Annotated in this window: 26 protein-coding genes, 1 tRNA gene and 2 pseudogenes; 14 read left to right on the plus strand and 15 right to left on the minus strand. The window is 63.8% G+C overall.

Features of this window, described 5'->3' with window-relative positions:
• Both C8264_RS22935 and deoD read right to left on the minus strand, forming a co-directional pair.
• Positions 1 to 160, minus strand: a 160-nt coding sequence (locus tag C8264_RS22935; protein ID WP_162783666.1) for a helix-turn-helix domain-containing protein, incomplete at its 3' end; no start/stop codon positions are given.
• Between the two features lie 254 nt (positions 161 to 414).
• Positions 415 to 1,125: a purine-nucleoside phosphorylase gene (gene deoD, locus C8264_RS14520; protein WP_108461697.1), complete on the minus strand. Its 711-nt coding sequence runs from the start codon at positions 1,123 to 1,125 to the stop codon at positions 415 to 417.
• 186 nt (positions 1,126 to 1,311) lie between these two features.
• On the opposite strand from deoD, the gene argC reads away from it, so the two are divergent.
• The 4 genes from argC (at position 1,312) to leuB (ending at position 4,681) form a co-directional block, all read left to right on the plus strand.
• Positions 1,312 to 2,262, plus strand: a complete 951-nt coding sequence (gene argC / locus C8264_RS14525) for an N-acetyl-gamma-glutamyl-phosphate reductase (RefSeq protein WP_108461698.1) — start codon at positions 1,312 to 1,314, stop codon at positions 2,260 to 2,262.
• Between the two features lie 306 nt (positions 2,263 to 2,568).
• Entirely contained in the window at positions 2,569 to 3,174 is a 606-nt protein-coding gene (gene leuD, locus C8264_RS14530; RefSeq protein WP_108461699.1) for a 3-isopropylmalate dehydratase small subunit, read from the plus strand.
• Positions 3,175 to 3,182: 8 nt separating this feature from the next.
• Positions 3,183 to 3,569: a RidA family protein gene (locus C8264_RS14535; RefSeq protein WP_108461700.1), complete on the plus strand. Its 387-nt coding sequence runs from the start codon at positions 3,183 to 3,185 to the stop codon at positions 3,567 to 3,569.
• Between the two features lie 11 nt (positions 3,570 to 3,580).
• Positions 3,581 to 4,681 (plus strand): 3-isopropylmalate dehydrogenase, encoded by a 1,101-nt coding sequence (leuB, locus tag C8264_RS14540; RefSeq protein ID WP_108461701.1) that lies wholly within the window; start codon positions 3,581 to 3,583, stop codon positions 4,679 to 4,681.
• A gap of 152 nt (positions 4,682 to 4,833) precedes the next feature.
• Here the strand turns inward: leuB and rpsP are convergent, their stop codons facing one another.
• Both rpsP and ffh read right to left on the minus strand, forming a co-directional pair.
• Entirely contained in the window at positions 4,834 to 5,208 is a 375-nt protein-coding gene (rpsP, locus tag C8264_RS14545; RefSeq protein WP_108461702.1) for a 30S ribosomal protein S16, read from the minus strand.
• Positions 5,209 to 5,238: 30 nt separating this feature from the next.
• Positions 5,239 to 6,822 (minus strand): signal recognition particle protein, encoded by a 1,584-nt coding sequence (ffh, locus tag C8264_RS14550; RefSeq protein WP_108461703.1) that lies wholly within the window; start codon positions 6,820 to 6,822, stop codon positions 5,239 to 5,241.
• A gap of 572 nt (positions 6,823 to 7,394) precedes the next feature.
• On the opposite strand from ffh, the gene C8264_RS14555 reads away from it, so the two are divergent.
• Complete coding sequence (locus C8264_RS14555; RefSeq protein WP_162783667.1) at positions 7,395 to 8,591, plus strand: GNAT family N-acetyltransferase; 1,197 nt, start codon at positions 7,395 to 7,397, stop codon at positions 8,589 to 8,591.
• Between the two features lie 374 nt (positions 8,592 to 8,965).
• Here C8264_RS14555 and C8264_RS14560 read toward each other — a convergent pair whose 3' ends face one another.
• From C8264_RS14560 to dapF, 4 genes are all read right to left on the minus strand, one after another.
• On the minus strand, positions 8,966 to 9,586 hold the full coding sequence (locus tag C8264_RS14560) for a septation protein A (protein ID WP_108461705.1): 621 nt from the start codon (positions 9,584 to 9,586) through the stop codon (positions 8,966 to 8,968).
• 88 nt (positions 9,587 to 9,674) lie between these two features.
• Positions 9,675 to 10,889, minus strand: a complete 1,215-nt coding sequence (gene ftsY / locus C8264_RS14565) for a signal recognition particle-docking protein FtsY (RefSeq protein ID WP_108461706.1) — start codon at positions 10,887 to 10,889, stop codon at positions 9,675 to 9,677.
• A 42-nt stretch (positions 10,890 to 10,931) separates the two neighbouring features.
• A complete protein-coding gene (mtaB, locus tag C8264_RS14570) occupies positions 10,932 to 12,197 on the minus strand; it encodes a tRNA (N(6)-L-threonylcarbamoyladenosine(37)-C(2))-methylthiotransferase MtaB (RefSeq protein WP_108461707.1) in 1,266 nt (421 codons plus the stop codon).
• Positions 12,197 to 13,048 (minus strand): diaminopimelate epimerase, encoded by an 852-nt coding sequence (gene dapF, locus C8264_RS14575; protein WP_245893243.1) that lies wholly within the window; start codon positions 13,046 to 13,048, stop codon positions 12,197 to 12,199. Before dapF ends, mtaB begins: the two co-directional genes overlap by 1 nt.
• A 264-nt stretch (positions 13,049 to 13,312) precedes the next feature.
• Here dapF and C8264_RS14580 point away from each other — a divergent pair, with 264 nt between their 5' ends.
• On the plus strand, positions 13,313 to 14,491 hold the full coding sequence (locus C8264_RS14580; RefSeq protein WP_108461709.1) for a GNAT family N-acetyltransferase: 1,179 nt from the start codon (positions 13,313 to 13,315) through the stop codon (positions 14,489 to 14,491).
• A gap of 198 nt (positions 14,492 to 14,689) precedes the next feature.
• On the opposite strand, the gene C8264_RS14585 is transcribed toward C8264_RS14580, so the two are convergent.
• From C8264_RS14585 to tsaD, 4 genes are read right to left on the minus strand one after another with little or no spacing between them, the layout of a single operon-like run.
• Positions 14,690 to 15,124, minus strand: coding sequence for an EVE domain-containing protein (locus C8264_RS14585; protein WP_108461710.1), 435 nt, complete (start codon positions 15,122 to 15,124; stop codon positions 14,690 to 14,692).
• 5 nt (positions 15,125 to 15,129) lie between these two features.
• A complete protein-coding gene (locus tag C8264_RS14590; RefSeq protein WP_108461711.1) occupies positions 15,130 to 15,423 on the minus strand; it encodes a YciI family protein in 294 nt (97 codons plus the stop codon).
• 6 nt (positions 15,424 to 15,429) lie between these two features.
• A complete protein-coding gene (locus tag C8264_RS14595; RefSeq protein ID WP_108461712.1) occupies positions 15,430 to 16,416 on the minus strand; it encodes an NAD(P)H-dependent glycerol-3-phosphate dehydrogenase in 987 nt (328 codons plus the stop codon).
• Positions 16,406 to 17,461 (minus strand): tRNA (adenosine(37)-N6)-threonylcarbamoyltransferase complex transferase subunit TsaD, encoded by a 1,056-nt coding sequence (gene tsaD / locus C8264_RS14600; RefSeq protein ID WP_108461819.1) that lies wholly within the window; start codon positions 17,459 to 17,461, stop codon positions 16,406 to 16,408. Before tsaD ends, C8264_RS14595 begins: the two co-directional genes overlap by 11 nt.
• A gap of 76 nt (positions 17,462 to 17,537) precedes the next feature.
• On the opposite strand from tsaD, the gene hemC reads away from it, so the two are divergent.
• The 7 genes and pseudogenes from hemC to socB all read left to right on the plus strand — a co-directional run bounded on the left by hemC (position 17,538) and on the right by socB (position 23,218).
• Positions 17,538 to 18,482: a hydroxymethylbilane synthase gene (gene hemC / locus C8264_RS14605; RefSeq protein ID WP_108461713.1), complete on the plus strand. Its 945-nt coding sequence runs from the start codon at positions 17,538 to 17,540 to the stop codon at positions 18,480 to 18,482.
• Positions 18,452 to 19,210: a uroporphyrinogen-III synthase gene (locus C8264_RS14610; RefSeq protein ID WP_108461714.1), complete on the plus strand. Its 759-nt coding sequence runs from the start codon at positions 18,452 to 18,454 to the stop codon at positions 19,208 to 19,210. Before hemC ends, C8264_RS14610 begins: the two co-directional genes overlap by 31 nt.
• A 28-nt stretch (positions 19,211 to 19,238) precedes the next feature.
• A complete protein-coding gene (locus C8264_RS14615; protein WP_108461715.1) occupies positions 19,239 to 20,486 on the plus strand; it encodes a COG4223 family protein in 1,248 nt (415 codons plus the stop codon).
• Complete coding sequence (locus C8264_RS14620; RefSeq protein ID WP_108461716.1) at positions 20,483 to 21,847, plus strand: heme biosynthesis protein HemY; 1,365 nt, start codon at positions 20,483 to 20,485, stop codon at positions 21,845 to 21,847. The genes C8264_RS14615 and C8264_RS14620 overlap by 4 nt, the downstream gene beginning before the upstream one ends.
• 13 nt (positions 21,848 to 21,860) lie before the next feature.
• Positions 21,861 to 21,936, plus strand: a tRNA-Thr gene (locus tag C8264_RS14625).
• Between the two features lie 31 nt (positions 21,937 to 21,967).
• A complete protein-coding gene (gene socA, locus C8264_RS14630) occupies positions 21,968 to 22,519 on the plus strand; it encodes a type VI toxin-antitoxin system SocA family antitoxin (RefSeq protein WP_108461717.1) in 552 nt (183 codons plus the stop codon).
• Positions 22,497 to 23,218: pseudogene (gene socB, locus C8264_RS14635) on the plus strand (type VI toxin-antitoxin system SocB family DNA replication inhibitor toxin). The gene socA and the pseudogene socB overlap by 23 nt, the downstream one beginning before the upstream one ends.
• 6 nt (positions 23,219 to 23,224) lie before the next feature.
• Here socB and C8264_RS14640 read toward each other — a convergent pair.
• Positions 23,225 to 23,527 (minus strand): hypothetical protein, encoded by a 303-nt coding sequence (locus C8264_RS14640; protein ID WP_245893233.1) that lies wholly within the window; start codon positions 23,525 to 23,527, stop codon positions 23,225 to 23,227.
• A gap of 124 nt (positions 23,528 to 23,651) precedes the next feature.
• Between C8264_RS14640 and C8264_RS22850 the strand changes: the two are divergent.
• Positions 23,652 to 23,780, plus strand: a pseudogene (locus C8264_RS22850) (helix-turn-helix domain-containing protein); the annotation flags it as partial.
• A gap of 535 nt (positions 23,781 to 24,315) precedes the next feature.
• On the opposite strand, the gene C8264_RS22940 reads toward C8264_RS22850, so the two are convergent.
• Entirely contained in the window at positions 24,316 to 24,780 is a 465-nt protein-coding gene (locus C8264_RS22940) for a hypothetical protein (protein WP_425430683.1), read from the minus strand.
• Entirely contained in the window at positions 24,705 to 26,612 is a 1,908-nt protein-coding gene (locus tag C8264_RS14655) for a virulence-associated E family protein (protein WP_108461720.1), read from the minus strand. Before C8264_RS14655 ends, C8264_RS22940 begins: the two co-directional genes overlap by 76 nt.
• Positions 26,613 to 26,818 lie beyond the last annotated feature (206 nt).

The raw sequence follows: 26,818 nt of genomic DNA on the forward strand, positions 1-26,818 counted from the left end.
AATGCCTGGTGGGGCTGCCATTGCGTCCCAACTCACGGCTGATGGTTGAGGCCGAACGCCCCAGCATCTGGCCGATCGCCTGCATCGAGAGCCCCTTGCGCCGCCCAATGTCGATCTCAACCCGCTCCCGCAGGCTCAACTGCTCATACAAAGTTCCCATCGCACCAACACCATAGCAGGTGTTGCACTTGTGGCGTGAGTCGAGGGAACCTCCGTTTCAAAACAGGGGTTCCCGCTTTCGCGGGAATGGCACAGTGGATGGAACTGACAGGAAACAACCCAACACTACCCCCAATGAGCCCTCATGCCCCAATGAGCCCTCATGGTGAGCCCGTCGAACCACGAGGGCGGGCACCCCGACCCCGTCAAGACCTCGTCCTTCGAGCTCAGGATGAGGTCTACCGCGATAGCAGCCTACCCCTCCACCGCCACCTCAAGCGCCAGTTCCACCATCTCCCGCAACGAACTCTGCCGCTCCTCCGCCCCGATCTCCGCACCCGTCACCAAACAATCGGTCATCGTGCAGATCGCCAGCGCCTTCACCCCGAACCGGGCCGCCAGCGTATAAAGCGCCGCCGCCTCCATCTCGACGCCGATCACTCCATGCGCCATCAGCTTGCCATAAGCCGCCAGCCCATCCTCATGGTAGAAAATGTCCGAACTCAGCATGTTCCCGGCATGGCAGCGCATCCCTCGCGCCTCCGCCTTCTCCGCCGCCGAGCGCAACAAACCGAAATCTGCGATAGGCGCAAAACTGTAAGCCCCGAAATGATCCCGAACGATGGTCGAATCTGTCGATGCCGCCTGCGCCAGGATCAAATCGCGCACCCTCACCTTGGCATTGAGCCCACCACAGGTCCCCACCCGGATCAGCGTCTTGAGCCCATAAACATTGATCAGCTCATGCACATAGATGCCCAGCGACGGCTGCCCCATGCCCGTGGCCTGCACCGAAACGCGTTTGCCCTTCCACGTGCCGGTAAACCCCAGGCAATTGCGCACCGAATTGACCAGCTGCGCATCGTCCAAAAAAGTCTCCGCGATCCACTTGGCCCGCAACGGATCGCCCGGCAGCAACACCGCGTCGGCATAGTCGCCCGGCTTGGCATGGTTATGAGGGGTCATGGATGCGTTCCTCCGCAGTGTTTGCTACATAGTTCATGGCATTGGGCGGCACTCACAGCAAGCGAGACACCGCCTGAGCCCTCATGGTGAGCCTGTCGAACCACGAGGGCGGGCTCGCGCTCGGGGCAAGGTCTTGACCCCGCCCCACGCGCGGTCCATCTACGCTTGGACAACAGGAGCACGCCCATGGTCGCCAAGATTTTCATCGACGGAGAAGCCGGAACCACGGGCCTGCAGATCCGCGAACGTCTCGAAAACCGCCGCGATCTCGAAGTGCTCTCCATTGCGCCCGACAAGCGCAAGGATCAGGATGAGCGCAAGCGCCTGCTCAACGCCGCCGACGTCGCCATTCTCTGCCTGCCCGACGATGCCGCCCGGGAAAGCGTCTCGCTGATCGAAAACGACACCACCCGCGTCATCGATGCGTCGACGGCCTTCCGCGTCGACCCCGATTGGGCTTATGGCTTTGCCGAAATGGACCGTGCGCAGTCCGGCAAAATCGCCTCTGCCCGCTTTGTCGCCAATCCCGGCTGCTGGCCGCAGGGCCTGATTGCCACGGTCCGCCCGCTGATCGAGGCCAACCTGCTGCCAAAGGACTTCGGCGTCACCTATAACGGCATTTCGGGCTATTCGGGCGGCGGCAAGCAGATGATCGCCGAATATGAGGCAGCCGACGCCATCGCCAGCCACTTCATGCCCTATGCCATGACCTTCACCCACAAGCACCTGCCGGAGATGACCGCCTATACCGGTCTGTCGCGCGAGCCGCTCTTCGTGCCCACGGTCGGCGATTTTGCCCAAGGCATGACCACCTTCGTGCCGTTGCAGCTGGGCCATCTGGGAAAAGTGCCGACCGGCCGCGAAATCCACGCCGCCATCGCCGATCATTTCGCTGCCATCAAGGACAGCTTCGTCGTCGTCGCCCCCTTCAGCGACACCGCCAAGACCCCGGCCCTCGATCCACAGGCGCACAACAACACCAACACCATGACCCTGCACGTCTTCGCCAATGACGCCCGCGCCCAGGCCGTGCTCGTTGCGGTCTACGACAATCTGGGCAAAGGCGCCTCGGGCGCCGCCGTCCAGAACCTCAACCTGATGCTCGGCGTCAACGCCCGCGAAAGCCTCGCGGCCTGAGCCACCGGCCCCTCAGCCATCGCCATCGGCTCAATCACCCATAGTCTCAGTCGACACCCTCCCCCTTGCGGGGAGGGATCAAGGGTGGGGGACGATTGGCCCCAAATACCGGGGCTCTCGCACCCCCTCCCAACCTCCCCCGTCAAGGGGGAGGGGCCGCCCAGTGGGGGTGAGAGATCAGGGAGTGGACCCAAAGCAAAGCCCCGCAAGCCAGGAAATATTGCATCAGGCGTACCCCCGAGTACGGTTCCGACTTGACCCCAACCCCGCTTTGCGCAAAGACCCTTGGCAAAGCGAGGATTCCTCATGGACAAGTTCACCACCCTGACCGGTGTCGCGGCGCCGCTGCCGATCATCAATATCGACACCGATATGATCATCCCCAAGCAGTATCTGAAAACCATCAAGCGCACCGGCCTGGGCGCCGCGCTGTTTTCGGAAATGCGCTACAACGAGGACGGCAGCGAGAACCCTGATTTCGTGCTCAACAAGCCCGGCTATCGCGGCGCGCAAATCATCGTTGCCGGCGACAATTTCGGCTGCGGCTCCTCCCGTGAGCACGCCCCCTGGGCCCTGCTCGATTTCGGCATCCGCTGCGTGATTTCCACCAGCTTCGCCGATATTTTCTACAACAACTGCTTCAAGAACGGCATCCTGCCGCTGGTCGTCACTCCCGACCAGCTCAAACTGCTGCTCGACGATGCCGAGCGCGGCTCCAACGCCACGCTGACTGTCGATCTCGAAGCCCAGACCATCCAGGGCCCCGATGGCGGTACCATCCATTTCGACATCGATCCGTCCCGCAAGCAGATCCTGCTCGAAGGGCTCGACGATATCGCGGGCACGCTGAAGTCGGACCCGTCCATCTCCGCATTCGAAGGCAAGATGGCCTCCGAGCGTCCCTGGCTCTAAGGATCACCATGCAGCGCATTTCCACCGGCTCGCCTTTCGAGACGACCTTCGGCTATTCCCGCGCCGTGCGCCACGAGGACACTGTCTATGTGTCCGGCACCACGGGCTATGATTATGCCACCATGACCATGCCCGACGATGTCGGCGCGCAGGCCGCCAATGCCCTCGCCACCATCGACAAGGCGCTGCGCGAAGCCGGTTCCTCGATCCAGGATACCGTGCGCGTGGTCTACTATGTCGGGGACCGCAACGATGTCGACGCCGTGGTCAAGGCAGTCGGCCCCGTCTTCAAGGACATCCGCCCTGCCGCCTCCATGCTGATCGTGCAGATGATCGAAGCCGGCATGAAAATCGAAATCGAAGTCACCGCCCGCATCGGCGCCGCGAACAGCTAAAGGACAATCCCATGGCCACCCATTCCCTGTTCCTCCTCCCCGGCGACGGCATCGGCACCGAGATCATGGCCGAAGTCGAAAAGCTGATCGCCTGGACCAATAGCGAGCAGCTCACCGATTTCTCCACGGACACCGGCCTCGCCGGCGGCTCCGCCTACGACAAGCACCAGGTCGCTATCACCGACGAAGACACCGAAAAGGCCAAATCGGCCGACGCCGTGATCTTCGGCGCCGTGGGCGGCCCCAAATGGGACGACGTGCCCTACGAGCATCGCCCGGAAGCCGCCCTCCTGCGCCTGCGCAAGGAAATGGCCGTGTTCGCAAACCTGCGCCCTGCCATCTGCTATCCCGCGCTCGCCGACGCCTCCTCGCTCAAGCGCGAACTGGTGGAAGGCCTCGATATCCTGATCGTGCGCGAACTCACCGGCGGCGTCTATTTCGGCGAGCCCAAAACCATCACCGACCTCGGTGAAGGCCAGAAGCGCGCCATCGATACCCAGGTCTACGAGACCTACGAAATCGACCGCATCGCCCGCGTCGCCTTCGACCTCGCCCGCACCCGTTCGGGCAAGGTCCACTCCGCCGACAAGAAGAACGTCATGAAGTCCGGCGTCCTCTGGGACGAAGTGGTCAAGGGCGTGGGCAAGGATTATTCCGACGTCGAGCTGCACCACATCCTCGCCGATAACGCCGCCATGCAGCTCGTGCGAAACCCCAAGCAGTTCGACGTCATGGTCACCGATAATCTCTTCGGCGACATCCTCTCCGACGTCGCGGCCATGCTCACCGGCTCGCTCGGCATGCTCCCCTCGGCCTCGCTGGGTGCGCCCGACCCGGTCACCGGCAAGCGCAAGGCGTTCTACGAGCCCGTCCACGGCTCCGCGCCCGATATCGCCGGCCAGGGCATCGCCAACCCGATCGCCATGATCGCCTCGGTCGCCATGGCCCTGCGCTATTCGTTCAACATGATCGAACTGGCGACCAACATCGAAAACGCCATCTCCGCCGTCCTCAGCGACGGCCTGCGCACAGGCGACATCGCCCAGGACAACCGCAGGACCGTCGGCACCGAAGAAATGGGTGCCGCGATCCTGGCGAAGCTCAAGGCTTAAAACCTGGATTCGCAGTCGACACCCTCCCCCTTGCGGGGAGGGATCAAGGGTGGGGGTTGATTGGCCCGAATATGGGGGCTCTCAACACCCCACAAACAAAAAGCCCCGGCGCATCGGCACCGGGGCTCTTTCATTCCAAAACCAGCAACCGATTACTCGGCCGAAGCTTCCTCGGCCGGAGCATTGGCAGCTGCAACCTTGGCAGCCTTTTCCTCGGCGCGCTGGGTTGCCTTCTCGCCCGGCTTGCCCTTGTTCGGGTTGTTGCGGGCTTCGCGCTTGGTGAGGCCAGCAGCATCGAGGAACCGCAGCACGCGGTCGGTCGGCTGGGCGCCAACCGAGAGCCAGTGGGTGGCGCGCTCATTGTTCAGCACGACGCGGCCTTCATTGTCCTTGGCCAGCAGCGGGTTGAACGTGCCCAGCTTTTCGATGAAGCGGCCATCGCGGGGCGAGCGGGCATCGGCAACGACGATGTGGTAGAATGGGCGCTTCTTGGTGCCACCGCGCGAAAGACGAAGCTTGAGGGACATTTGGGTATTCCTTGAGTTTGGTTGAACGACTTACTTTTTCTTGCCCAGGCCGGGAAGGCCGGGGAAACGGGGAGCTCCACCCAGGCCCGGAAGGCCCGAACCGGAGGATTTCAGCAGCGCACCGACATCGGTCGGCAGCTTCTGGGAGAGTTGCGGCGTCGGCGCCGAAGGCAGGCCCTTGAGCTGGCTCGGATCGATTCCGGCCTGGCGGGCCATCTGCTCGAGCTGGGCCGGGTCCATCTTGGAAATGTCCGGCATGCCGCCGAGCATATTGCCCATCTTGCCGCCGAACATGCCGCCCAGCGCACCCATGCCGCCCTTGCCGACCTTTTTCATCATGTCGGCCATCTGGCGGTGCTGCTTGGCGAGCTTGTTGATCTCGCTGACTTCCACGCCCGCGCCAGCCGCAATGCGTTTGCGCCGCGAGGCGTTCAAAAGGTCGGGCTCGGCGCGTTCCTTCTTGGTCATCGAGTTGATGATGGCGATCTGCCGATCGAACACCTTCTCGTCGATATTGGCGCCCGCCATGGCTTTCTTCATCTGCCCGGCGCCCGGCATCATGGCCATCAGGCCGCCCATGCCGCCCATCTTCTTCATCTGAAGCAATTGGTTGCGCAGATCGTCGAGGTCGAAGCTGCCCTTCTTGAGCTTCTTGGCCATCTTCTGGGCGTCTTCGGCCGACACGTGCTCGGCCGCTTTTTCCACGAGCGAAACAATGTCGCCCATGCCCAGGATTCGATCCGCAATGCGCGAGGGATGGAAATCCTCCAGCGCATCCATCTTTTCGCCGACGCCGATCAGCTTGATCGGCTTGCCGGTCGCCGCCCGCATCGACAGCGCCGCACCGCCGCGGCCATCGCCGTCGACGCGCGTCATCACGATGCCGGTGATATCGAGCCGCGTATCGAACGAGCGCGCGACATTGATCGCGTCCTGGCCCGTCAGGGCGTCAACCACCAGGAGGATCTCGTGCGGCTTGGTTGCCGCCTTGATCTCGGTGGTTTCAACCATCAGCTCTTCATCGACATGGGTGCGACCCGCCGTATCGAGGATAAGCACGTCATAGCCGCCCAACCGGCCCTCGCGCTCGGCGCGGCGGGCAATCTGCACCGGCGTTTCGCTGGTGACGATTGGCAGCGTATCCACGCCGACCTGCTCGCCCAAAACGCGCAACTGCTCCATGGCAGCGGGGCGGCGGGTATCGAGCGAAGCAAGGAGGACCTTCTTTTTCTGGCGGTCCTTGAGACGCTTGGCGATCTTTGCCGTCGTCGTGGTCTTGCCCGAGCCCTGCAAGCCCACCATCAGCAAGGTCACCGGCGCCGTCGCATTGAGATCGATCGCAACCGCGCTCTCGCCCAGCACCCCGACCAGTTCGTCATGCACGATCTTGACGACCTGCTGGCCCGGCGTCACCGACCGGGTGACTTCGACGCCCACCGCGCGGTCGCGCACCTGCTCGACGAACGCCCGCACCACTTCAAGCGATACGTCGGCCTCGATCAGCGCGCGGCGAATTTCGCGCAGCGCCACATCGACGTCCGCGGCGCTCAGGGCACCCCGGCCGCGCAGGCCATCAAAGATCTTGCCAAGCCGGTCGCTTAAGCTCTCAAACATATTTTTGTCCTTTTCTCTTCGGGCACGCCGAGGAGATATGGGTTCATCCAGCCAAACGCCAAACCCACCCGCGGGCGCAACGCGCTGGCGGATGGTAACCTCCGGGATCGGTTTATACCCCGGTGGGGTCCCGGTCGGCTTTCAGGAGCTTGAGCCTGATGAATGAGCAGCCGTTTAGGGGAAACCCGCCCGCGAGTCAAGGAAAGCGCCAAAACGGCAGCCCCGAACCCACCCGGACCCAGCTCCCCAAGTCGACACCCTCCCCCTTGCGGGGAGGGATCAAGGGTGGGGGGGTGGATTGACCCGAATATAGCTGCTCTCGCACCACCCAGCGTCAAACGAGTATTCACATCCAACGCCTGCCAGTACCGCGATGTACTCAAAAACGCCATGCTTCCCTCGGGCTCGACCCGAGGGCCACGTTCCGCGAACACACCGCTCCCGCAAGGGCTTCCGGAATCGCCCCCGGATCAAGCCCGAGGATGACGACCGCGCCCGCAGCCCCGCCATTAATCAATTCCTCCCCATTTCCCCCTATCTTCCCGCCACCTGCCCCTATCAGGACCAACCCGATGTCGGACCTCTCCACAGCCCCGGAAATCATCGCTGGCGCGCCCCAGACCGCCGCGAACCCCTACGAGATCGACATCCACGACAGCCTCGCCGCCGCCGAACCAGTCTGGCGCACTCTCGAGGAAAAATGCGTCCTTCCCCCCTACCAGCGCTTCGACTGGATCGCCGCGCTCCTCGCCGCCGGCGCCGAAGCCGATAGCCGCATCGCCATTGCCGTCGTCAAGCAGAACGGCCACGCATTGGCCCTCCTCCCCCTGGGCCTGCGCAAACGGCGCGGCCTCACCAAGGCGCACCTCCTGGGCGCGCAGCAATCCAATGCCGATTGGCTCCTCGCCGAACCCCGCTTCACGCCGACCCCAGCGCAATTGCACGCCATTTTTGCCGCGATCGCCCAAGCCGTGGGCGGGCTCGACCTGCTCTCGCTCGCCAATCTCCCCCGCACCTGGCAGGGCCAGTCCAACCCCCTGCTGGTGCTCGACCACGCGCCCGCCGCATCCAATTTATACACCGCCACCATCGGCCCCACCCCGGTCCCCTATATCGACCATCGCCTCACGACCAAGCGGCGCAGCAACATCAATCGCGGCCGCCGCCGCCTTGCCGAGCAGCATGGCGAAGTCCGGCTGGTCCGCGTGCGCGACGAGCCGACGCTCACCCTCGTCCACCAAGCGTTTCTCGATCAGCGCGGCGCCCGCTTCGCCGAAATGGGCATCGACAACATGTTCGCCCAAGCGCCATTCCATGGGCTGTTCCGCGATCTCACCCGCGCCGGCTTTACGCAGGAGCACCCGACCCTGTGCCTGCACGCTCTCTATGCCGGCGATGAAATCGTCGCCACCAGCTGGGGCCTCCACTCGGGCACCCATTATTCGCAATACATCAACTCCACCACGTCCGGCCCCGCCGCCCGCTACAGCCTGATGGGCATCCTCATCGCCGAATTGATGGACGCCCTCACCGTCACCGGCGTCACCACCTTCGACATGGGCCTGGGCGATTTCGACTACAAAACCGAATGGACCGAAGCCGAGCCCGTCTTCAACAGCCTCATAGCCCTATCCCTGAAAGGCCGCTTCGCCGCCAGCGCCACCAGGCGCCGCGACGCCACCAAACGCCTCATCAAACAAACCCCAGCCCTCTGGCAAACCGCCCAATGGCTCCGCCGCACCCTGTTCAAGCTGCGCTCAAAGGGCTGAAGCTGACCGCCTATGGCCGGCTCCGGTCACCTCGTCCCTGAGGGGAGTGGTCGGCGCGCAACGCCGGGATGTTAGCCATTAGCACGATGTTACCAAAAACACCGGGCTGCCCTCGGGCTTGACTCGAGGGCCGCCCAGGGAGCCCCTGCCGGAGCGATTGTGCCCGGGGACGTGGCCCTCGGGTCACGCCCGAGGGCAGCGCGGTGGGTGGGGGAGTTTGGTTTTCTGGGTGGGTTGTCGGGCTTGGTGACAATTTGCCCGCCGCTGGGATCGTCACCCTTGGGCTCGACCCAAGGAGACTGCACTTGCTTTGCGGGCTTCAAGTAAGGGCCCTCGGGTCTAGCCCGAGGGTGACGATTTGTGGGAACCTAACCTCAGGTTTCCACCACCACGGGCGGCACGTGTTTGGGCTCGTCCGGGGGGGCGTATTTGTTGAGGAGCGATAGCTGGCTGATCGAGAACAGGACGGTCAGCGGCATGACGCCCCAGACTTTGAAGGCGACCCAGAAATCGGTCGAGAAATTGCGCCAGAGCACTTCGTTGATGATGGCGAGGACGACGAAGAACAGGCCCCAGTTCAGTGTCAGCTTGGACCAACCCTTGGGTTGCAGCTTGTAGACGTCGCCGAAGACGTATTTCAGCAGCGACTGGCGGAACAGCAGGCCGCCGAGCAGCACCGCCGCGAACAGCGAATTGGTGATGGTCGGCTTGATCTTGATGAAGGTATCGTCCTGCAGCCATAGCGTCAGGCCGCCGAAGACCAGTACGACGGCGCCGGTGACCAGCGGCATGACGGCGATCTTTTTGAGGATCAGCCAGGTCAGCACCAGCGACACCGTCATCGCGGCCATGAAACAGGCGGTGGCGACGAAGATGTCGGCGCGGGCATTGGCGATGAAGAACACGACCAGCGGGCCCAGTTCGAGTGCCATCTTGATGATCTGCGGGCGCAGTTCGTCCCAGTTGAGCTCGGGTTCGGCGGCTTTGTCGGTCATGGGCTTATTCTTTCGTGTCCGCGCAATGTGGAGGCAAGCGCCTCGCCTTGCAAGGCCGGGATAGGGGGCAAGCGTGGTCACATTGCGGTTAGCGGCGGCCGGCAATGGCCTGGGCGAAGTCTGAAGCGGTAAAGGCTTCGAGATCATTAACGCCTTCGCCGACGCCGATAAAATGCACCGGCAGGCCGAATTTACGGGCGATGGCTACCAGAATGCCGCCGCGGGCCGTGCCGTCGAGCTTGGTCATGACGAGGCCGGTGACGCCGGCGCGCTGGCCGAAGATTTCCACCTGCTTGAGGGCGTTCTGGCCGGTGGTGGCATCGAGCGTGAGGAGCGTCGCGTGCGGGGCGGTGGGGTCGACCTTCTTGATGACGCGGATGATCTTTTCGAGCTCGTTCATCAGCTCGTCGCGGTTCTGGAGGCGCCCGGCGGTGTCGATGATGAGGACGTCGCGGCCTTCGGTTCTGGCTTGCGTCATCGCATCGAAGGCGAGGCCCGAGGCGTCGGCGCCGGCGGGGCGGGAGATCACCGGGGCATTGGTGCGCTGGCCCCAGACCTGGAGTTGTTCGATGGCGGCGGCGCGGAAGGTATCGCCGGCGGCCAGCATGACCGAGCGGCCTTCGGCGGCGAATTTCTGCGCCAGCTTCCCGATGGTGGTGGTCTTGCCCGAACCGTTGACGCCGATCATCAGGATCACGAAGGGTTTTTGGACGCTGTTCACGGTGAGCGGCTGCGCGACGGGGCCGAGCACCTTTTCGACTTCGGCCGCCAGCACGGCGCGGACGTCTTCGCCCGATACGTCACGATCGAACCGGTCGCGGCGCAGGGTATCGGTGATGGCGGTGGCGGTTTCGATGCCGAGGTCGGCCTGGATCAGCACGTCTTCGAGCTCGTCCAGCGTTGCCGCGTCGAGCTTGCGCTTGGTGAAGACCGAGGTGATTGAGCCGGTCAGCTGATCCGAGGAGCGCTTGAGGCCGGTGGTGAGGCGGTCGAACCAACTGGTGCGTGCGGGTTCGGCGGGGATTTCGACCATGGCGGGCGGATCGAGCGCGACGACGAGGTCCGGCTCGGGCTCAGGCTCTGTGCGGGTGGTGGCCTGCTCCTCGATCTCTTCCACGTATTCGGGCGTGGTTTCGGGCGGGCCGGGAGGCGGCACATCCTCGGGCGCGGAGGGTGTTTCGGGCTCCACCGGCTGGGGCTCCGGCGGGGATGGTGGCGGCTCGGGGGGCGCGGGCTGCGTGGGCGGTTCGCCAACGAGATCGCCCCAGAGGCGCTTGAAGAAACCCGGCTTTTGTTCGCTCATGGATTATGCCTTCAGTTCAGTGCCACGAGGGCGTGCCGGGGTCTAGGCCGCACGCTGCAGTGCCTCGCCCACCAGCCCTTCGGCGGTCACATCATGTATTCGAACGGCCAGCAACTCGCCCGGTTGCGCGCCGGGCACATTGACCGGCACGAACTGTTCGGTGCGGCCCATGCCGTTGCGCTCGATCAGCACGTTTTCGGTGTGACCGACGCGGCTGAGGCAGAGTTTGGCGAATTGGCGGTCACCCTCGGCGCGGAGGAGGGCGGCGCGATTGCGGGCGACGGTCTTGCTGACTTGCGGCATGCGCGCGGCGGGGGTGCCTTCGCGGGGGGAATAGGGGAAGACGTGGAGATAGGTCAGCTCCGCCTCGCCCACGATGGCAAGCGTGTTTTCGAACATTTCGTCGGTTTCGGTGGGGAAGCCGGCGATGATATCGGCGCCGAACACCATGTCGGGGCGCAGGGTGCGCAGCTTGCCCACGATTGCCAGCGCGTCGTCGCGGCTGTGGCGGCGCTTCATGCGCTTGAGGATCATGTCATCGCCCGATTGCAGCGACAGGTGCAGGTGCGGCATCAGGCGATGGTCGCTCGCCATGGCGTCATAGAGCGCTTCGTCGGCCTCGATGGAATCGATGGAGGAAATGCGCAGGCGGGGCAGGTCGGGAACGTGGCGCAGAATGGCCTGGGTGAGCTTGCCCAAAGTGAGATTGCCGGGCAGGTCGGGGCCGTAGGAGGTGACGTCCACCCCGGTCAGCACGACTTCGCGGTAGCCGTTGGCGACGAGCTTTTTGACCTGATCGACGACGGCGCCCATGGGCACCGAGCGCGAGGGGCCGCGGCCGAAGGGGATGATGCAGAAGGTGCAGCGGTGATCGCAGCCGTTCTGGACCTGCACGAAGGCACGGGCGCGGCCGTCCATACCCTCGATCAGATGGCCGGCAGTTTCCCGCACGCTCATGATGTCGTTGACCTGCACCTTGTCGTTCAGCGGGGTGCCGAACACCATGGGCTGGTAGCTCGCGGCTTTCATCTTGTCTTCATTGCCGATGACGAGGTCGACTTCGGCCATGTCGCCGAAGGAGCGGGCTTCGGTCTGGGCGGCGCAGCCGGTGACGATGATGCGGGCGGTCGGGTGATCGCGGCGGGCCTTGCGCACGGCCTGCTTGGCCTGCTTGACCGCCTCGGCGGTCACCGCGCAGGTGTTGATGATGACGGCATTGTCCAGCCCGGCCTTTTCGGCTTCGGACTTCATCACCTCGGCCTCATAGGCATTGAGGCGGCAGCCGAATGTGAGGGTTTCGATAGCCATCAGGCGGCGACCTCGTTGCGCGCCCAGATGCCGGAGACGGGGTCGAGCGTGCCGGTCCATTCGAGTTCGGACGGACCGGTGAGGGTCACGTGGTCATCGGGGCGCCATTCGACGGTGAGATCGCCGCCGGGCAGGGTGACTGTGACCTTGCGCGCGGTGCGGCGAGTACGGGCGCCGTTGACGACGGCGGCACAGGCGGCGGTGCCGCAGGCCTGGGTGAGGCCAGCGCCTCGCTCCCAGGTGCGCAGGATCATACGGTCCGGCGTAAGAACCTGTGCCAGCGAGATATTAGCCCGCTCGGGAAAGATCGGATGGTTCTCCAGCATGGGGCCGAACCGGTCCAGCGCATAGCTCCAGACATCGTTGTGGACCCAGAAGGTGGCGTGCGGATTGCCCATGGAGGCGACCGATGGCGAATGGAGAACCGGGGCGTCGATGGGGCCGATCTGGAGTTCGATCTGGCGGGTGTCGGCGAATTCTTCGGCGAGCGGGATCTCGAACCAGGCAAACTTGGGCGTGCCCATGTCGACGGTAATCAGCCCGTCCGCCTCGACTTTGCCAAACAGAATCCCCGCCACGGATTCAAAGGTGAACGCATCGAGATCGCCTTCGGACGCCAGGAACTGCGTGACGCAGCGCATGCCGTTGCCGCAGGCCTGGGCGCGCGAGCCGTCCGAATTGATGATCTCGATGTAATAGGCCGTGCCGGGGGTCCGGGAATCATGGATGGCCATGATCTGGTCGAACTTGGTGCCGGGGGTGGCATTGATGGCGATGGCGGCTTCCGGCGTCACCCGGCCGGGGCGTCCGCGCATGTCAGCGACGATGATCTGGTTGCCCAGCCCGTTCATCTTGAGAAAGGGGACGGTGCTCAATTTGCCGGTTCCGCGAATTGTCTGGTTTGGCCGGCACATCCGGCCCTTTGGCTCTATATGGCGGAACTGTCGGCAAAATACCAGCGGGCGGGGTGCAAAGCGGCGTTGCGCCCCTTCTGGCGGCCGGAGCAAGGGCTTGATTTCAGCCGCAATTAACCAGCGCGCGCGGTGATTGCCCGCCCAGGGGCCAAAAACCTGTATGCAGGGGCACCGGGCGGCTAGCCAGCAGGATGATGAAACATGACGAGCGCATTGGCATTCGATGGCGGCAGGCCAGATTTTGCAGCTGTTTCGGGCGTTTCTCAGTCGCTCGAACGCCTCGATGCCGCCGGCCTGCGAGCGCTTGGGGCCGAGGAGTGGGACGCGCTTTCGGCGGCGGCGCTGGTCGAAAACCCGTTTTATGACCGGCGCCATGTGATCGCCGGGCTGGATACGCTGGATAACAGCAAGGCGGTGCGCGGCTTTGCCTTCCGGACCGGACGGGGGCAATTGGCCGGATTGTTCCTGACGCAGCCGCGCTCCAATGTGCCGGCGCCGTTTCCCGTCGCCAATAGCCTGGCCAATATCTACCAGTTCAGCGGCACGCCGCTGCTGCATCGTGACCATGCCGAGGCGGTGGCAAAAGCCTGGGCCACGCAGGTGAGCCAGGGGAAGGCTCCCGGGTTATGGGCATTTGCGGATGTGAATACGGGTTCGGCAGCGAGCCATTTGCTGGACGCCGCGGCACGGGAGGCGGGCCTGCACTGGCGGGTGGTCATTCCTTATGAGCGGGCGCATCTGACGCGTCTGGCCGGTGGCTTTGAAGCGCATCTGGAGCAGGTACTGTCCAAGAACCGGCTCAAGGACGTGCGCCGCACCATGCGGCGGCTGGGCGAAGCGGGCAAGATCGAGCTCGAGCATGTGGAGGAACCCGAAGCGCTGACGCAGCGGCTCGGGGATTTCCTCAGCCTGGAACACTCCGGCTGGAAGGGCGAGCAGGGAACGTCGTTCCTGTCGCACGAAAAGGACGCAGCCTTTGCCCGCGCCGCCTATGCGCCGGGGCTGGCGACGCTGGACAGCCTGTTGCTGGATGGCAAGCCGATCGCCATGAAGCTTTCGATCCGGACGGGGCGCACGGCCTATACGCCCAAGATCGCCTATGACGAGGCGTTCAAGAAGCTGGGGCCCGGCATGGCGCTGGAATACCTGCTGATCGAGGCGTTTTATGCGTCCGAGGCGCTCGACGGGGTCGATGCTGCAGCCACGGCCGAGGGACATTCGGCGCTGAATTTTTTCAATAATCACAAGGCAATGGGCACGGTGATCGTCGGGCGGCGTGGCTGGCAGGTGAGTGTGCTGGCGGCACTGCATGAGGGGCGGAAGACGATCAAGGAGCGGGTGAAGGCTTGGCAGGCGCGCGGGGCGAAGCCAGGCGGGTGATGGGTCGGCACCCCCACCCACCGCGCTGCCCTCGGGCGTGACCCGAGGGCCTCTCACCGCTCATGCCGGATGAACAATGACTCCCGGGAAGTGTTCACTCCGGATGCTTTCATTTGTTATGATGCGGTACTCCCTCCCTATTGGGCAGGCTATCGCAGATAGGTGAACCGGTGCCCGACAGCCAAGGTGCCGCGCCTCCTACAACCCACCCATCCGGCAAATCAACGCCCACTCCTCAGCCGAAACCTTGCTCACCGACAATCGCGACAGCTTGACCAGTTCCAGGTCCGCCAGCTCCGGCGTCGCCTTGACCGTCGCCAGCGTCACCGGCTTGGGCAGTGGCTTTACCGCCTCCACATCGACGCACTCCCAGACCACTTCGCCCTTGGCGTTGAGCTCGGCAGTATCATCGGGATGGGCCAGCGCGATCACCTTGATGATCCCGACGATTTCCTTGCCGATATTGGAATGGTAGAAAAACGCCTCGTCGCCGATCGCCATGGCCTTCATGTTGTTGCGCGCCGCATAATTGCGCACCCCATGCCAGGATTCAGGCTCGCCCCGCTTGGTCTTGGCCATCATGTCGTCGAACGAAAAAACGTCCGGCTCGGATTTCATCAACCAATAGGCCACTTGGATCAGGCCTTCGGCGACATGTGATCATAGGCAAGCCGCCAGGGCTTGATCTCGATGCTCTCGAAAATGCCCTCGGAGACGAAGGGATCGGCATTGAAGATCGCCTTGGCCGCATCGATGGACTCCGCTTCCACCACGACCAGCGAGCCTTCCGGCGTGCCCGCTTCGTCGAGCAGCGCGCCCGCCAGCCGCAATTGCTGGCCCAGGCTATCGAGATGCTGCAGATGCACCGGCCGCACCGCCAGCCGCTTGTCAGATGTGGCCGGCTTGTCCTTGGCGATCATCGCGTAAAGCATGAAATTTCAGTCCTCTCGTTTCAGGGGGCGGGACATCAGCCCCGCAACAACAGTGGCAATATCGGCCGTGCCGCTCAAAACCGCGTGCACGGCGCCAACCAGCGGGGCATCGACCCCAAGGCTCTTGGCGAGCGCATCGGCCACCGGCGTCGTGGCAACGCCTTCAGCGAGCTTGGCCCCACCGACCAGGATCGCCTCGACGCCCTGCCCGCGCCCCAGCGCCATGCCGAATTGGTAATTACGCGACTGCACCGAGGTGCAGGTCAGCGTCAGATCGCCCAGCCCGGCAAGCCCGGTCAGCGTATGCGCGGAGCCGCCCATGGCCGAAACCATGCGTGCCATTTCCGCATAGGCGCGCGCGATCAGCGCCGAACGTGCCGAGGCGCCCAGTTCGGCGCCATCCACCGCGCCACAGGCCAGCGCATAAACATTCTTGAGCGCTCCGGCGATCTCGACCCCGATCCGGTCATCGGCCGCATAGGGGCGAAAACTCGGTCCCGCCAGCGCCCCTGCCAGCGCCGAAGTCAGTTCGGCATCGTCGCCCGCCAGCGTAACGGCCGTGGGGCGGCCCGCCGCCACATCGGCGGCAAAGCTTGGTCCGGACAGCACGAACGGAATGGCGCCGGGCGCCATGTCGGCAAGAATTTCACTCTGCCGCTGCAACGTCCCGGTCTCGAGCCCCTTGGCCGACAGCACCACCGGCTTGCCGGCAAGCGTGCTGGGGTCCATGGCGCCAAGCGCGGCCCGGCTCGCCTGCGCCGGAACGGCAAGGATGACGAAATCGGCGGCGATGGCCTCGCCGCTGGCCGTTATCGCCTGATGCAGCCCCTGTTCGCCGAGATAACGCTGGTTGGTGCGATTGCCGTTGATTTCGTCGGCCTGCGCGACATCGCGCACCACCAGATTGACCGTCCGGCCTGCCATGGCGGCCGCTTGCGCCAGCGCCGTGCCCCAGGCGCCGCCACCGATCACATCGACGGTTTCAAGCCGCATCGGGTTCTATCCTCATATCCGGCAGATCGAGCGGCCAGCGCGGCCGGGCCGTGAAATCCAGCCCATCGTGAACGCCCAGGGCGAAGCGTTCGGCCCCGGCCCAGGCAACCATCGCCCCATTATCCGTGCACAAGGCAATCGGCGGCACGACCAGCATCGCTCCCACCTCGTCGCAGACCTGCCGCAGCGCCCCCGCAATTGCCTGGTTTGCCGCAACGCCCCCGGCCACCACAAGCTGCATCGTCTGGTCCGGAAAATCGCGGGCAAATCGCTCCAGCGCCTGCCGCGACCGAACGGCAACAATCTCGGCCACCGAAGCCTGAAAACTTGCCGCGATATCGGCAACATCCGTTTCGCTCAGCGGCGCCAATGCCTCGGCCTGCAGCCGCACGGCGGTCTTGAGCCCCGAAAACGAAAAATCGAGCCGCGCTTCGCGCAGCAGCGGCCGCGGAAATTTGAACCGCTTGGGGTCCCCCTGCCTGGCCATGGCCTCCACCGCCGGCCCGCCGGGATGGCCAAGGCTGAGCAGCTTTGCCACCTTGTCGAAGGCCTCGCCCAGGGCATCGTCGATTGTCGTGCCCCAGCGCTCGTAGTCGCCGACGCCGCGCACCAGCACGAACTGCGAATGCCCGCCCGATACCAGCAGCATCAGATAGGGAAACTCTATTCCATTGGTCAGCCGCGCCGTCAGCGCGTGGGCCTCCAAGTGATTGACTGCAATCAGTGGCTTGCCCAGTGCTGCCGCCAGCGCCTTGGCCGTCGTCAGCCCCACCAGCACGCCCCCGATCAGCCCGGGCCCAGCGGTCGCCGCAATGGCGTCGACCTCGTCCAGCCTCACGCCCGCCTCCCGGCAAGCCTGCGCGATGATGTGATCGAGATAGGTCACATGCGCCCGCGCAGCCAGTTCGGGCACGACGCCGCCGAATGCCGCATGTTCATCGAGCTGCGAACGGACCACATTGGAACTTATGTTAGCGCCACCGAATTGGTCGCGCACGACGATCGCCGCCGCGGTTTCATCGCAACTGGTCTCTATGCCTAGGATAGTGGCTTGCGCTTGCCCGGTCACGACGAACTGGTTACTCCAAAGGTAACCCTGCCTACTATAGGACGTTAAGAGATTGCAATCGCCAGCCCCTTTCGCCCGGATCGGAACGCGCGGCAGCCCCCTCGCGCTGACGCAGGCCAGGATGGTGCGCAGCCAGTTGGCGCAAGCCCACGGAATAGCTGAAGACGACATCGTCATCGAAGTCATTTCGACCGGTGGCGACCGCACCCAGGCGAGCAACCAGCCTCTCACCGAAATCGGCGGCAAGGGCCTGTTCACCAAGGAAATCGACGAGGCCATGCTCGCCGGCCGCGTCGATATCGGCGTGCATTGCGTCAAGGACGTTGCGACAAGGCTGACGCCGGGCATCGTCATGCCGACCGTGCTGGAACGCGAGGATGTGCGCGACGCCTTCATTTCGGTGGCCGTGGCCGGTCTCGACAACCTGCCCGAGCGCGGCCGTTTCGGCACCTCCTCCATCCGCCGGGCAGCCCAGGTGCTGCGCCAGCGTCCCGATCTCGAAATCGTGCCGTTTCGCGGCAATGTGCACACGCGCCTGCAAAAGCTGCTGGATGGCGTCGCCGATGCCACCATGCTGGCCATCGCCGGACTGAACCGGCTGGGCGAGAGCCACCGCGCCACCGCCCTGCTCGATCCGGAAATCTTCATGCCGGCGCCTGCACAGGGCGCAATCGGGCTTGCCGTGCGCAGCGACAATCCGGCCATGGCCGATTTCGTCGCCGTTCTGGACCACAAGCCGACCCATCTGACGGTGGATGCGGAGCGTGCCATGCTCGCCGTGCTCGATGGCTCCTGCCGCACACCGGTCGGCACCTTTTCGCGCCTCGATGGCGCAACGCTGACCTTGAAAGGACAGATTCTGAGCCTCGACGGAAAAACCGCCTTCGACAGCGCGGCCACGGGATCGGACCCCCATATTGTCGGCCGCGAGGTCGGAGAAGACCTGATCCGCCAGGCCGGCACCGAATGGCTGGCACAATGGGCGGCCACGCGATGACCAACATGCTGGTCACCCGCCCCGAGCCGGACTGCCAATCGACGCTCGCCCGCTTGCAGGCACTGGAAATCCCGGCCCAGGCAGCCGCTGTCATGGTGCGCAAGACGCTCGATGTCAGCCTGCCCCCGCCAGATGGTTTCACCGCCATGGTGCTCACCAGCACCAACGCCATCCGTTCCCTCGATGAGCGGGGCGTATTGGCCAACTATCTGCAATTGCCGGTCTTTGCCGTGGGCGATCGTACCGCGCGCGAAGCCGAGGCCGTTGGTTTCAGGCGGGTCAGCAGCGCTGCCGGGGCGCTGCAGGATCTCGTCAATGCCATGGCCATCGCCCGGCTGCCGGGCCCGGTGTTCCATCCCACGGGCCGCTACAGCGCCGGCGATCTGGCGCAAGCCGTCGCCCCACTCGGCATCATGGTGGTCACCGCCCGCATCTATGACATGGTTGCCGTCGATAGCCTGCCCGAGGACATCATGGCCGCTCTGAAGGACGGCCGCATCACCGAGGTCCTGAGCTATTCCCGGCGCACCGCCGAAATTTTCGCCCAGCTCACCAAATCACTGGACCAGACGCAGAAAAGCCGGCTTGCGATGCTCTGCCTCAGCGAGGCCGTGGCCGAACCGCTGCTGGAAAACCACTTCAATCGCATCAGCCTGGCCGACCGGCCGGACGAAGACGCCATGATGGCACTGGCGCTGGCTGTTGCACGCGAACAAACTGGGTCATGATAGGCCCTGAACGAGAGGATACCCTTCGATGGCGGACACCAAGGGCAATGATCCAAAAGCTGGAGCCGGCGACACGAAATCGGGTGCGGTAAAACCACCGGTGCTCGACCTGACGGCGCGCGAAACCCCGTCAGCGAACCCTGAAGCGAGCAAGGCGAAGCAAACCGCGAGCAAACCGGAAGCAAAACCGGAGCAAAAAACCGCCGGAACGGCAGCAAAACCGCCGCAAACTCCACCCAAAACCGAAGCTCGCGCCCCGCGCAGCTTCCCCATCGCCGCAACCATCGCCGGTGGCGTCCTCGGCGTCGCCGCCGCCTATGCCCTGGCCCTTGGCGGCCTCTGGCCCAGCCAGCCAGCCCCCGCCCAAGCCCCCGATCCGCGCCTCTCCCAGTTCGCCACCGCCATCCCCGAACTGGAAACGGTAACCCAAACCACCCAGTCCGAATTGTCCGCCCTCAACCAGCGCATCGCGGCCCTCGAATCGGCCGAACCCACCCCCACGACGGCAGCGCCAGCCTCCGCGCCGGTGGACCTTTCGACGATCGAAGCCGACATCGCGGCCCTCCAATCGCGTATCGACACGCTCCCCACCGAACCGACCCAAACCGTTGATACGGAAGAATTAACCGGCGAACTTGCCGGCGTCCGCACCCGCGTCGACGAGCTCGCCGCCCGCCTCGGCATTGCCGAATCCAGCCTGCGCAATCTGGATATTTCGGTGTCCCAGACCAGCGCTGCCCTGGCCGAACAGCCCAGCGATATCGGCGCCGTGCTGCAGCTGCCGCTGGTCCTTTCCGGCCTCGAAACCGCCTTCGCCACCGGGCGGCCCTATGAAACCGAACTGGCCAGCCTGCGCACCGCCTCGCCCCAGGTTCAGATACCCACCGCCATCGCCAATGCCGCCGGCACCGGCCTGCCCCGCCCCGACCTGATCGCCCAGCGCTTCAACCAGGCCTTGCCCGCCATCATCGCCGGCCGCCCCGCCGACCCCAATGCCGGCTGGCAGGATGGCGCCCTCGACTGGTTCGCCTCCGCCATTGCCCTGCGCCCCACCGGTGAACGTGAAGGCGACTCGCCCGAGGCCGTTACTTCGCGCCTTGAAGGCGCGATCGACCGGCGCGACTTTGCTCAGGCCAAGACGCTGTTCGATGCCCTGCCGCAGCCGATGCGGGATGCCGCCGGAGACGTGCCGGCCATGGTCGACGCGCAGGCCGAAGCCGTCCAGTTCCTGCAAACCGTGCGCAATCAGGCCCTCTCCGGCGAGGCCGCGCAATGATCCGTCTCGCCTCCTGGATTGTCGGATCGCTGGTTATCGCAGCCCTCGCGGCCTGGATGATTTCATTGCCGGGCACGCTGACCCTGGAGGTTGCGGGCTATCGCATGCAGCCTCGCCTGGGTGCTGCGGTGTTTATCTTCATCCTGGTGGCCATCGTCGTCATTGTAGTCTGGGCCATCATACGCCGCATCATCACGGCACCGCGCGCCATGGCACGGCGGGCCAAGGAACGCCGCCATCTGCAAGGCGTCGAGGCGCTCTCCGACGCCTTCGTAGCGCTCCAAGCCGGCGACCCCGGCCGCGCCCGCTCCCTTGCCCGCGATGCACAGACGCGCCTGCCGGGCAATTCTGCCGCCAAGCTGCTAGAGGCCCGCGCCGACCTCGCCCTTGGCGACATGCCTGCCGCCCGCGAACACTACCGCGCCCTGATCGCGAGCGAGAAAACCGCCGTGGCGGCCCTCACCGGCCTTTATGACCAGGCTCGCGCCCAGAACCGCCCGGAAGCAGCGCTGACCTTCGCCCGCAAGACCCTTGCCTTGGCACCCCAAAGCAGTTGGGCGGCAGAAGCGGTATTCGACGATTTGACCCGCCGAGGCCAGTGGGCAGAGGCAGTGGCCATGGTCAATGCAGAGCCCGCGAGCAATCGCGAGGACCGCGCCAGAAAGCGCCGGCGTCAGGCCGTCATCGAAACCGCCCGGGCGCGGGAAGCCGAAAACAGCAATCCATTGGCAGCGCTGGATCACGCTCTGACCGCCCTCAAGCTTTTGCCCGACTTTGTCCCCGCAGCCCTGATCGCCGCCCGCATTCACATCAATCGCGGCGAAACGCGCAAGGCCATGAGCCTGTTGCGCCGCATCTGGCGCTCCACCGGCCACCCCGACGTGGCCGCGCTTTATGCCCATGCCCAGCCCGGCGCCTCCGCGGTCGACCGGCTGAAGCGCCTGCGCGAAATCATCGAAATTCCCCCACCCCATCGCGCTGCCGGCATGGCCTTGGCCCGCGCTGCCATTGATGCTTATGACTGGCCGCTGGCCCGCGATGCGCTGGCGCCATTTTCCGGATCGGAGGCAACGCAAGGCGTTTCCAGCCTGATGGCCGAAATCGAGGAAGGCCAGACCGGCGATCAGGGCAAGGCGCGCGAGTGGCTGGCCCGTGCCGTGCGCGCACCACGAGATCCTGCATGGACCGCCGATGGTCTGGTGAGCGACGAATGGGAGCCGGTTTCCCCTGTTACCGGCAAGCTCGACGCCTTCGAGTGGAAAGTGCCGGTAACGGTCTCTTCACGCTCCGCAGCATCACTGCCCGCACAATTGCCCTCGGAAGCCCCCTTGCCTCTTGCACCGGCCGAAAACCCAACGTAAAAGGCCACCCATTGCCGCTTTAGCTCAGTTGGTAGAGCACATCATTCGTAATGATGGGGTCAGGTGTTCGAGTCACCTAAGCGGCACCACTTCCCAGCCCGAGGAAGTCAAAGTGCGCAGATGACCGGTGGTCCATACGATCCGAGAGCCGTCGCCAACCTCATGCTGGACGAGGCTGACAGGTCGGGGATCAAGGTCACCAATCTCGCCCTTCAAAAACTCCTCTACTTCGCCCATTCCATTTTCCTGATCGAAGGCAAACGACCTCTGGTCAGCGGCTATTTCGAGGCATGGCAATATGGGCCGGTGCATCCCACCGCATACGCCGCGTTTAAGACGGCTGGCAGTTCCCCTATCGACTTCCGCGCGACCGGGCAGAACGTGATGACCGGCGAGCGTACAACACTCAGTCTGCCCGAAGACCTATCCGTTCGCCGACATGTGGCGCGTATCGTATCGTCCTATGGTCGTCTATCACCGGGACGGCTGGTGGACATCTCCCACGCCAAGGACGCGCCGTGGCACTACATTGCGGACAAAGGGCGAACGTCGGTTGCACTGGGATTGCGAATCCCCGATGATGTAATCGTTAACCGATTCAAGAATCACAAGGTTTCCGTTGGCGCGGCTCCGGTCGCGGGAGAGCCGGATGAAGATACGCCGCTTACCTGAGATCGACCTTGCCCGCGTCGCAACGCTGCCGACCGACCAGAAGCGCCGCGCCCTTGAGCATTTCAAGCTCGGGCATCCAACGATCACCTACAAGCCAGTACGCTCCCGGTTCGCAGACATCTTCAATGTCCAGCCCGATATGTTCGCATCGGCCGATCCGACCGCATGGCCGGTTCTGGAACGACTGATACGGGCGAAGGCGACGTCCGAGGATGAGTGCGACGCCAACCTGCTCGTCGCCAAGGGGCTGCATGACTTCGCGCGCTCCCATGCCTTGCGCAGCCGCTCTCAAGCCTTCTTCGCCCTGTCGCTGAGCGTCGGCGAGAAGGTAGAGTACTGGTTGCCGATGGTGACGGCGCTGGAGGATGCGCCACTGGTGATCTTCATCGATCCCAGGCGCGGCAAGCGCCTGACGGCTGAGGCGAGGCGTTTCGTCTTCTCGGTGATGCATGAGCATATCCGGGTCGCCAATCCCGACTTCGCCGCCGCTCGGCTCGGCATTGTGCAGTTCGGCGACGCGGCTGATGACCGGCGTCCAGTGAAGCTAAGCACCGACAGGGCGTCGAACTTTTTGGGTTCGACGAACTCGACCAGATGGTGCGCGAGACCTACGACATCTGGCGCGAGGTCAGTGAGGCCCGCGAGGACGAGGTTCGCCGCAAGGCCGCTGGTGGCGGTCACGGCCCGCTGTTCGACTGACGCGCCTCAGCGCGCTTCCAGCCGACGCCTGACGGCTTTCCGCACGCGATACCAATAGGTCTGCTCTGCGCCGTCGCTGTCGTACCACGCGCGCTCATGGCGGGCGAAAGCTTCAAGCTCCGGGTCCGAATAGCTAGCGATGATGTCGTCAGCTACGCGGGCGATGTCATCGGCGGGGATGAGCCTTGGCTTTATCCCGTCCGTCCAAACCATCCACAGCACTAGGCCGACGAAGATTACGGCCTGACCACCGAAGAAGATCAGCAAGAGCCAGTTGAAGACGTATCCCAGAGTTTCTAACGCCGCCATGGTACAGAACCACAACATCGACCTTAGCCATATGAGATGTTATAGTTCTCGTTTGTGAGAATGCAAAATTCTCATTTCTCGATTTGCGCAGCCGATTGCCGCTTTCGTCAGGAAGAGGTGCGCAATGGAGCTTCAGCGACTATTCGGTGCAAATGTGCGCCATCACCGAAAGGCCAAGGGCTGGACCCTTGAGCAGCTTGCCGGTCAGGTCGGCGTCTCCCGCGAGACTATCGGCAAAATCGAACGAGGCGTAGCCGCGCCGCTTTTCGAGACGGCCGAGAAAATCGCGGTGGCGTTCGGCGTTCCCGCACCCGTTCTATTCGGAGCCGATGCTTTCCCCGGCACCGGCGAACGGGCGCGTCTGCTGACCGAGATCAATGGCACTCTTTCGCGCATGAACGACGACCAACTCGACCGCGCCGCAAGAATGCTCAAGGCGTTCGCGACGTGAAGGCAGCCGAGTAAGGTCAGAAGTTATGGGGCTGACTTTTGAGCCCTGTGGCGGCCGTCAAGCTCGCCCATGCGCGTGCTGTGGCATTGCTCCACGCCGGTTACACCTAAACCGCGCCAGTGGGGCTCGGAGGGGCGCTCTGAAGCTATCTGAGGGCCATGCCGAGCATGTGTGGGCATAGGCATGCCCAAAGCCAGCGGCTTATCCTCGTTGTTACCTGCAACTGTAACTTAAGCCTCAAAACACTAAGCCGGGGTGGGGAGTAGTGCGCTACCCCCGCCCCGGCTTGGCATGGTTTGCAACCCGTTTGGGTAACGGGTTGCAGGTAACGGGCTACTCAAAATGGGCTGCCTTCAACGGTCTTGTCGACGACGGCTTCGAGAACGACAACGCCGCCTTCAATGCGCTTGGCAATCATCTCGGTTTTCTGTTCATCCGAATTGCCGCGCCAGAATCCCTTGCGGGCGCTTCGTTGAGTGCGACCGAGATCATAGAGCCGGTAGGTTCCGTATGCCCATCCAAGCGCCACCATGGCACCTTGTATCCGCTGGAACTCTCCTGCTGACATTCGGCCTGCCTCATACCCCAACAGCAGCTTGACGCTCTCCATCGAGACGCGCCCTGTGCGTTCGGCGAACGCACCCTGAAGCGCGATACTGATAGGGTCTTCTATCATGCGGCTAGACTGTAGGTCATCGGCGGCCTCCCAAAGCCTCTGAGGCAAAGTTATCGGCTCACCCGCTTGCTCTCGAACGACGGCCTCTGCCCAAAGCTGGTGAACGTCGATGTTGAAACGATCCATGTCGATGGTTCCGACCTTACAGGCCAGTATCGTCGGTTCCCCGTCGCGTCCCGCAGATACGCATCCTCGTTCGTCGTGCCTATGATGACGCAGTGTCTGGGATAGGAGCCAGCATTGTGCGCATAGGCGCGGCGGTAAGTATCGATAGGTGTGGCGAGGAACGCTTTGATCGCATCCAGTGTGGCTTTGCGCGCGCCGTCCAGTTCCTGGCACTCGACAATCCATGCGCGCGATACGAGTTCCGCCTTGGTCTTGGCGTCGGCGTTCAGGTTTAGATTGCCGCAGAACCATTCGTCACGAATTGCGAGTCGCGCCGCCACACGCGATTTGCCCACACCCTGCCGACCCTCCAGGACCAGCATCGTGTCAAATTTGACGCCGGGCTGTTTGATCCGTCTCACTCCGGCAATCAGGAATCTCGCGCCGAACTCGCGGTTCAGTTCGGTGTCCTCTGCCTCGCAATAGTCTCTGAGCCAACTATCGAGGCGGGCAACACCATCCCACGACAGGCCATCCAGGTAGTCGACGACCGGATGAAACGCTCGCTCGTAGGCGATTGTGATCAGCTCGCGTCGGATGACTGTCACGCCACAACGGAAATCCAGCTTCCGGTCGAATATGCTGCACAGGATATCGCTGATATCCGTTATGTCGCGGCCTTCGAGCCCCAGCCCTGTCACCTCATCTTCATGCGTGAACATATTACGCCGCGCATCAACATCGAGCATGGCAAGAGCGAACCGCACGTTCTCGGGTGCATTCGACGCTGGACGTCCATGCTGATCGACCTTGGGCCAACCCTGACCGCGAAGAGCGATAGTTTCCATCGCCCGCGCCACCTGCCGTTTCGCATAGCGCAGCGGGTTAGGATTGTCTCGGACATGACCGCTTACACCGAGGTCGGGGCAAGTCAGAATCGACACGACATACCCCGGCGCGACGTCCTTGCCCAAAAGCCAGAGCGCAGCGGCAAAGACGAGTTCCGACCGTGACTGATAGTTCTTGTCGGGCGGGTTCTTGCCGGTCGCGATGGCTTCGGCCCAAACCGGATCGAGCGGGATCACATCACCAAGATCATCGGGCAGCGGCAGTGGCTCGATACCGTCAATATCGATGGGCGCTTTGCTGCTATCCTGACTTGCGAGCGCTTTGCCCTTGTCCAGTCGAAGCTGGAAGTCGTCCAGGGTATAGGTGACCGGGGCGGCGGCGAATGAAAGCGGCTCCATAAGGAACGCCTTGGCAGGTTCGCGGCGAGCCGCGCGCTTGTTGTCGCTCAGCCAGTTGACGCTCCCCGGCAGCCTGAGCAGCCGGCTCACGTCTATAGGCCCAGACTTGCCTCGGAATGCTACGAGTAAGGCGCGATTATGTGCCTCTGCCTCTTCTGCCGGGACGGGTCCAGCCATCCGCCAAATCGCCTGATAGCCCCCGCCAGTGAACCAGAATGCTGTCGGCTTGGGTACACCTCGCGGGCGCAACTTGTCGTCACTCAGCAGGCCAAGGACTGTGTCCCGCTGAAGCGCCTCATCGCCAGGATAGTCTTTGCAGTCCAGGTCAACCCATAGGAAGCGTGACGCAGAGATGTTTGCCTTGGCACGGCCCCCTGTCATCAATTCCGCATTGGGCAGGAAGTAGAGGTTGCGCCGAAGGCCATCGCCGTTGTTGCCGGTAACGAAACGCTGCGCCGCATCGGCGGCATGGGGCGGATAACCCTTCGGCCTTGGGCGCGCGCCGCCAGAGCTTTCATGTGCTTCGAGATGTATCGACGTGTTCGGGTTTAGCCAAAGCACGAAGGCGACTGCCTGCTGCGCGTTGGACTGAAGGAGGTCAGTCATGACAAACCTCCTCCGGGTTGCATTCGCGTTCCGCGAGCCAGCGCTGAAGGTCTTCAGGGCGATAGCGGATCGCCCCGCTTCTGGACTTGGGCCGCAGACGGATGAAACTGGGGCCGTACCCGTAGATCCGGCCCTTCTCAAAATACGATTCACTCAGCCCCGTAAGCTGTGCCACCTGTCCAGTGGTTAGGAGCTTTTCAGGGCTT

It is taken from the genome of Devosia naphthalenivorans, assembly GCF_003056355.1.
GTDB lineage: Bacteria > Pseudomonadota > Alphaproteobacteria > Rhizobiales > Devosiaceae > Devosia > Devosia naphthalenivorans.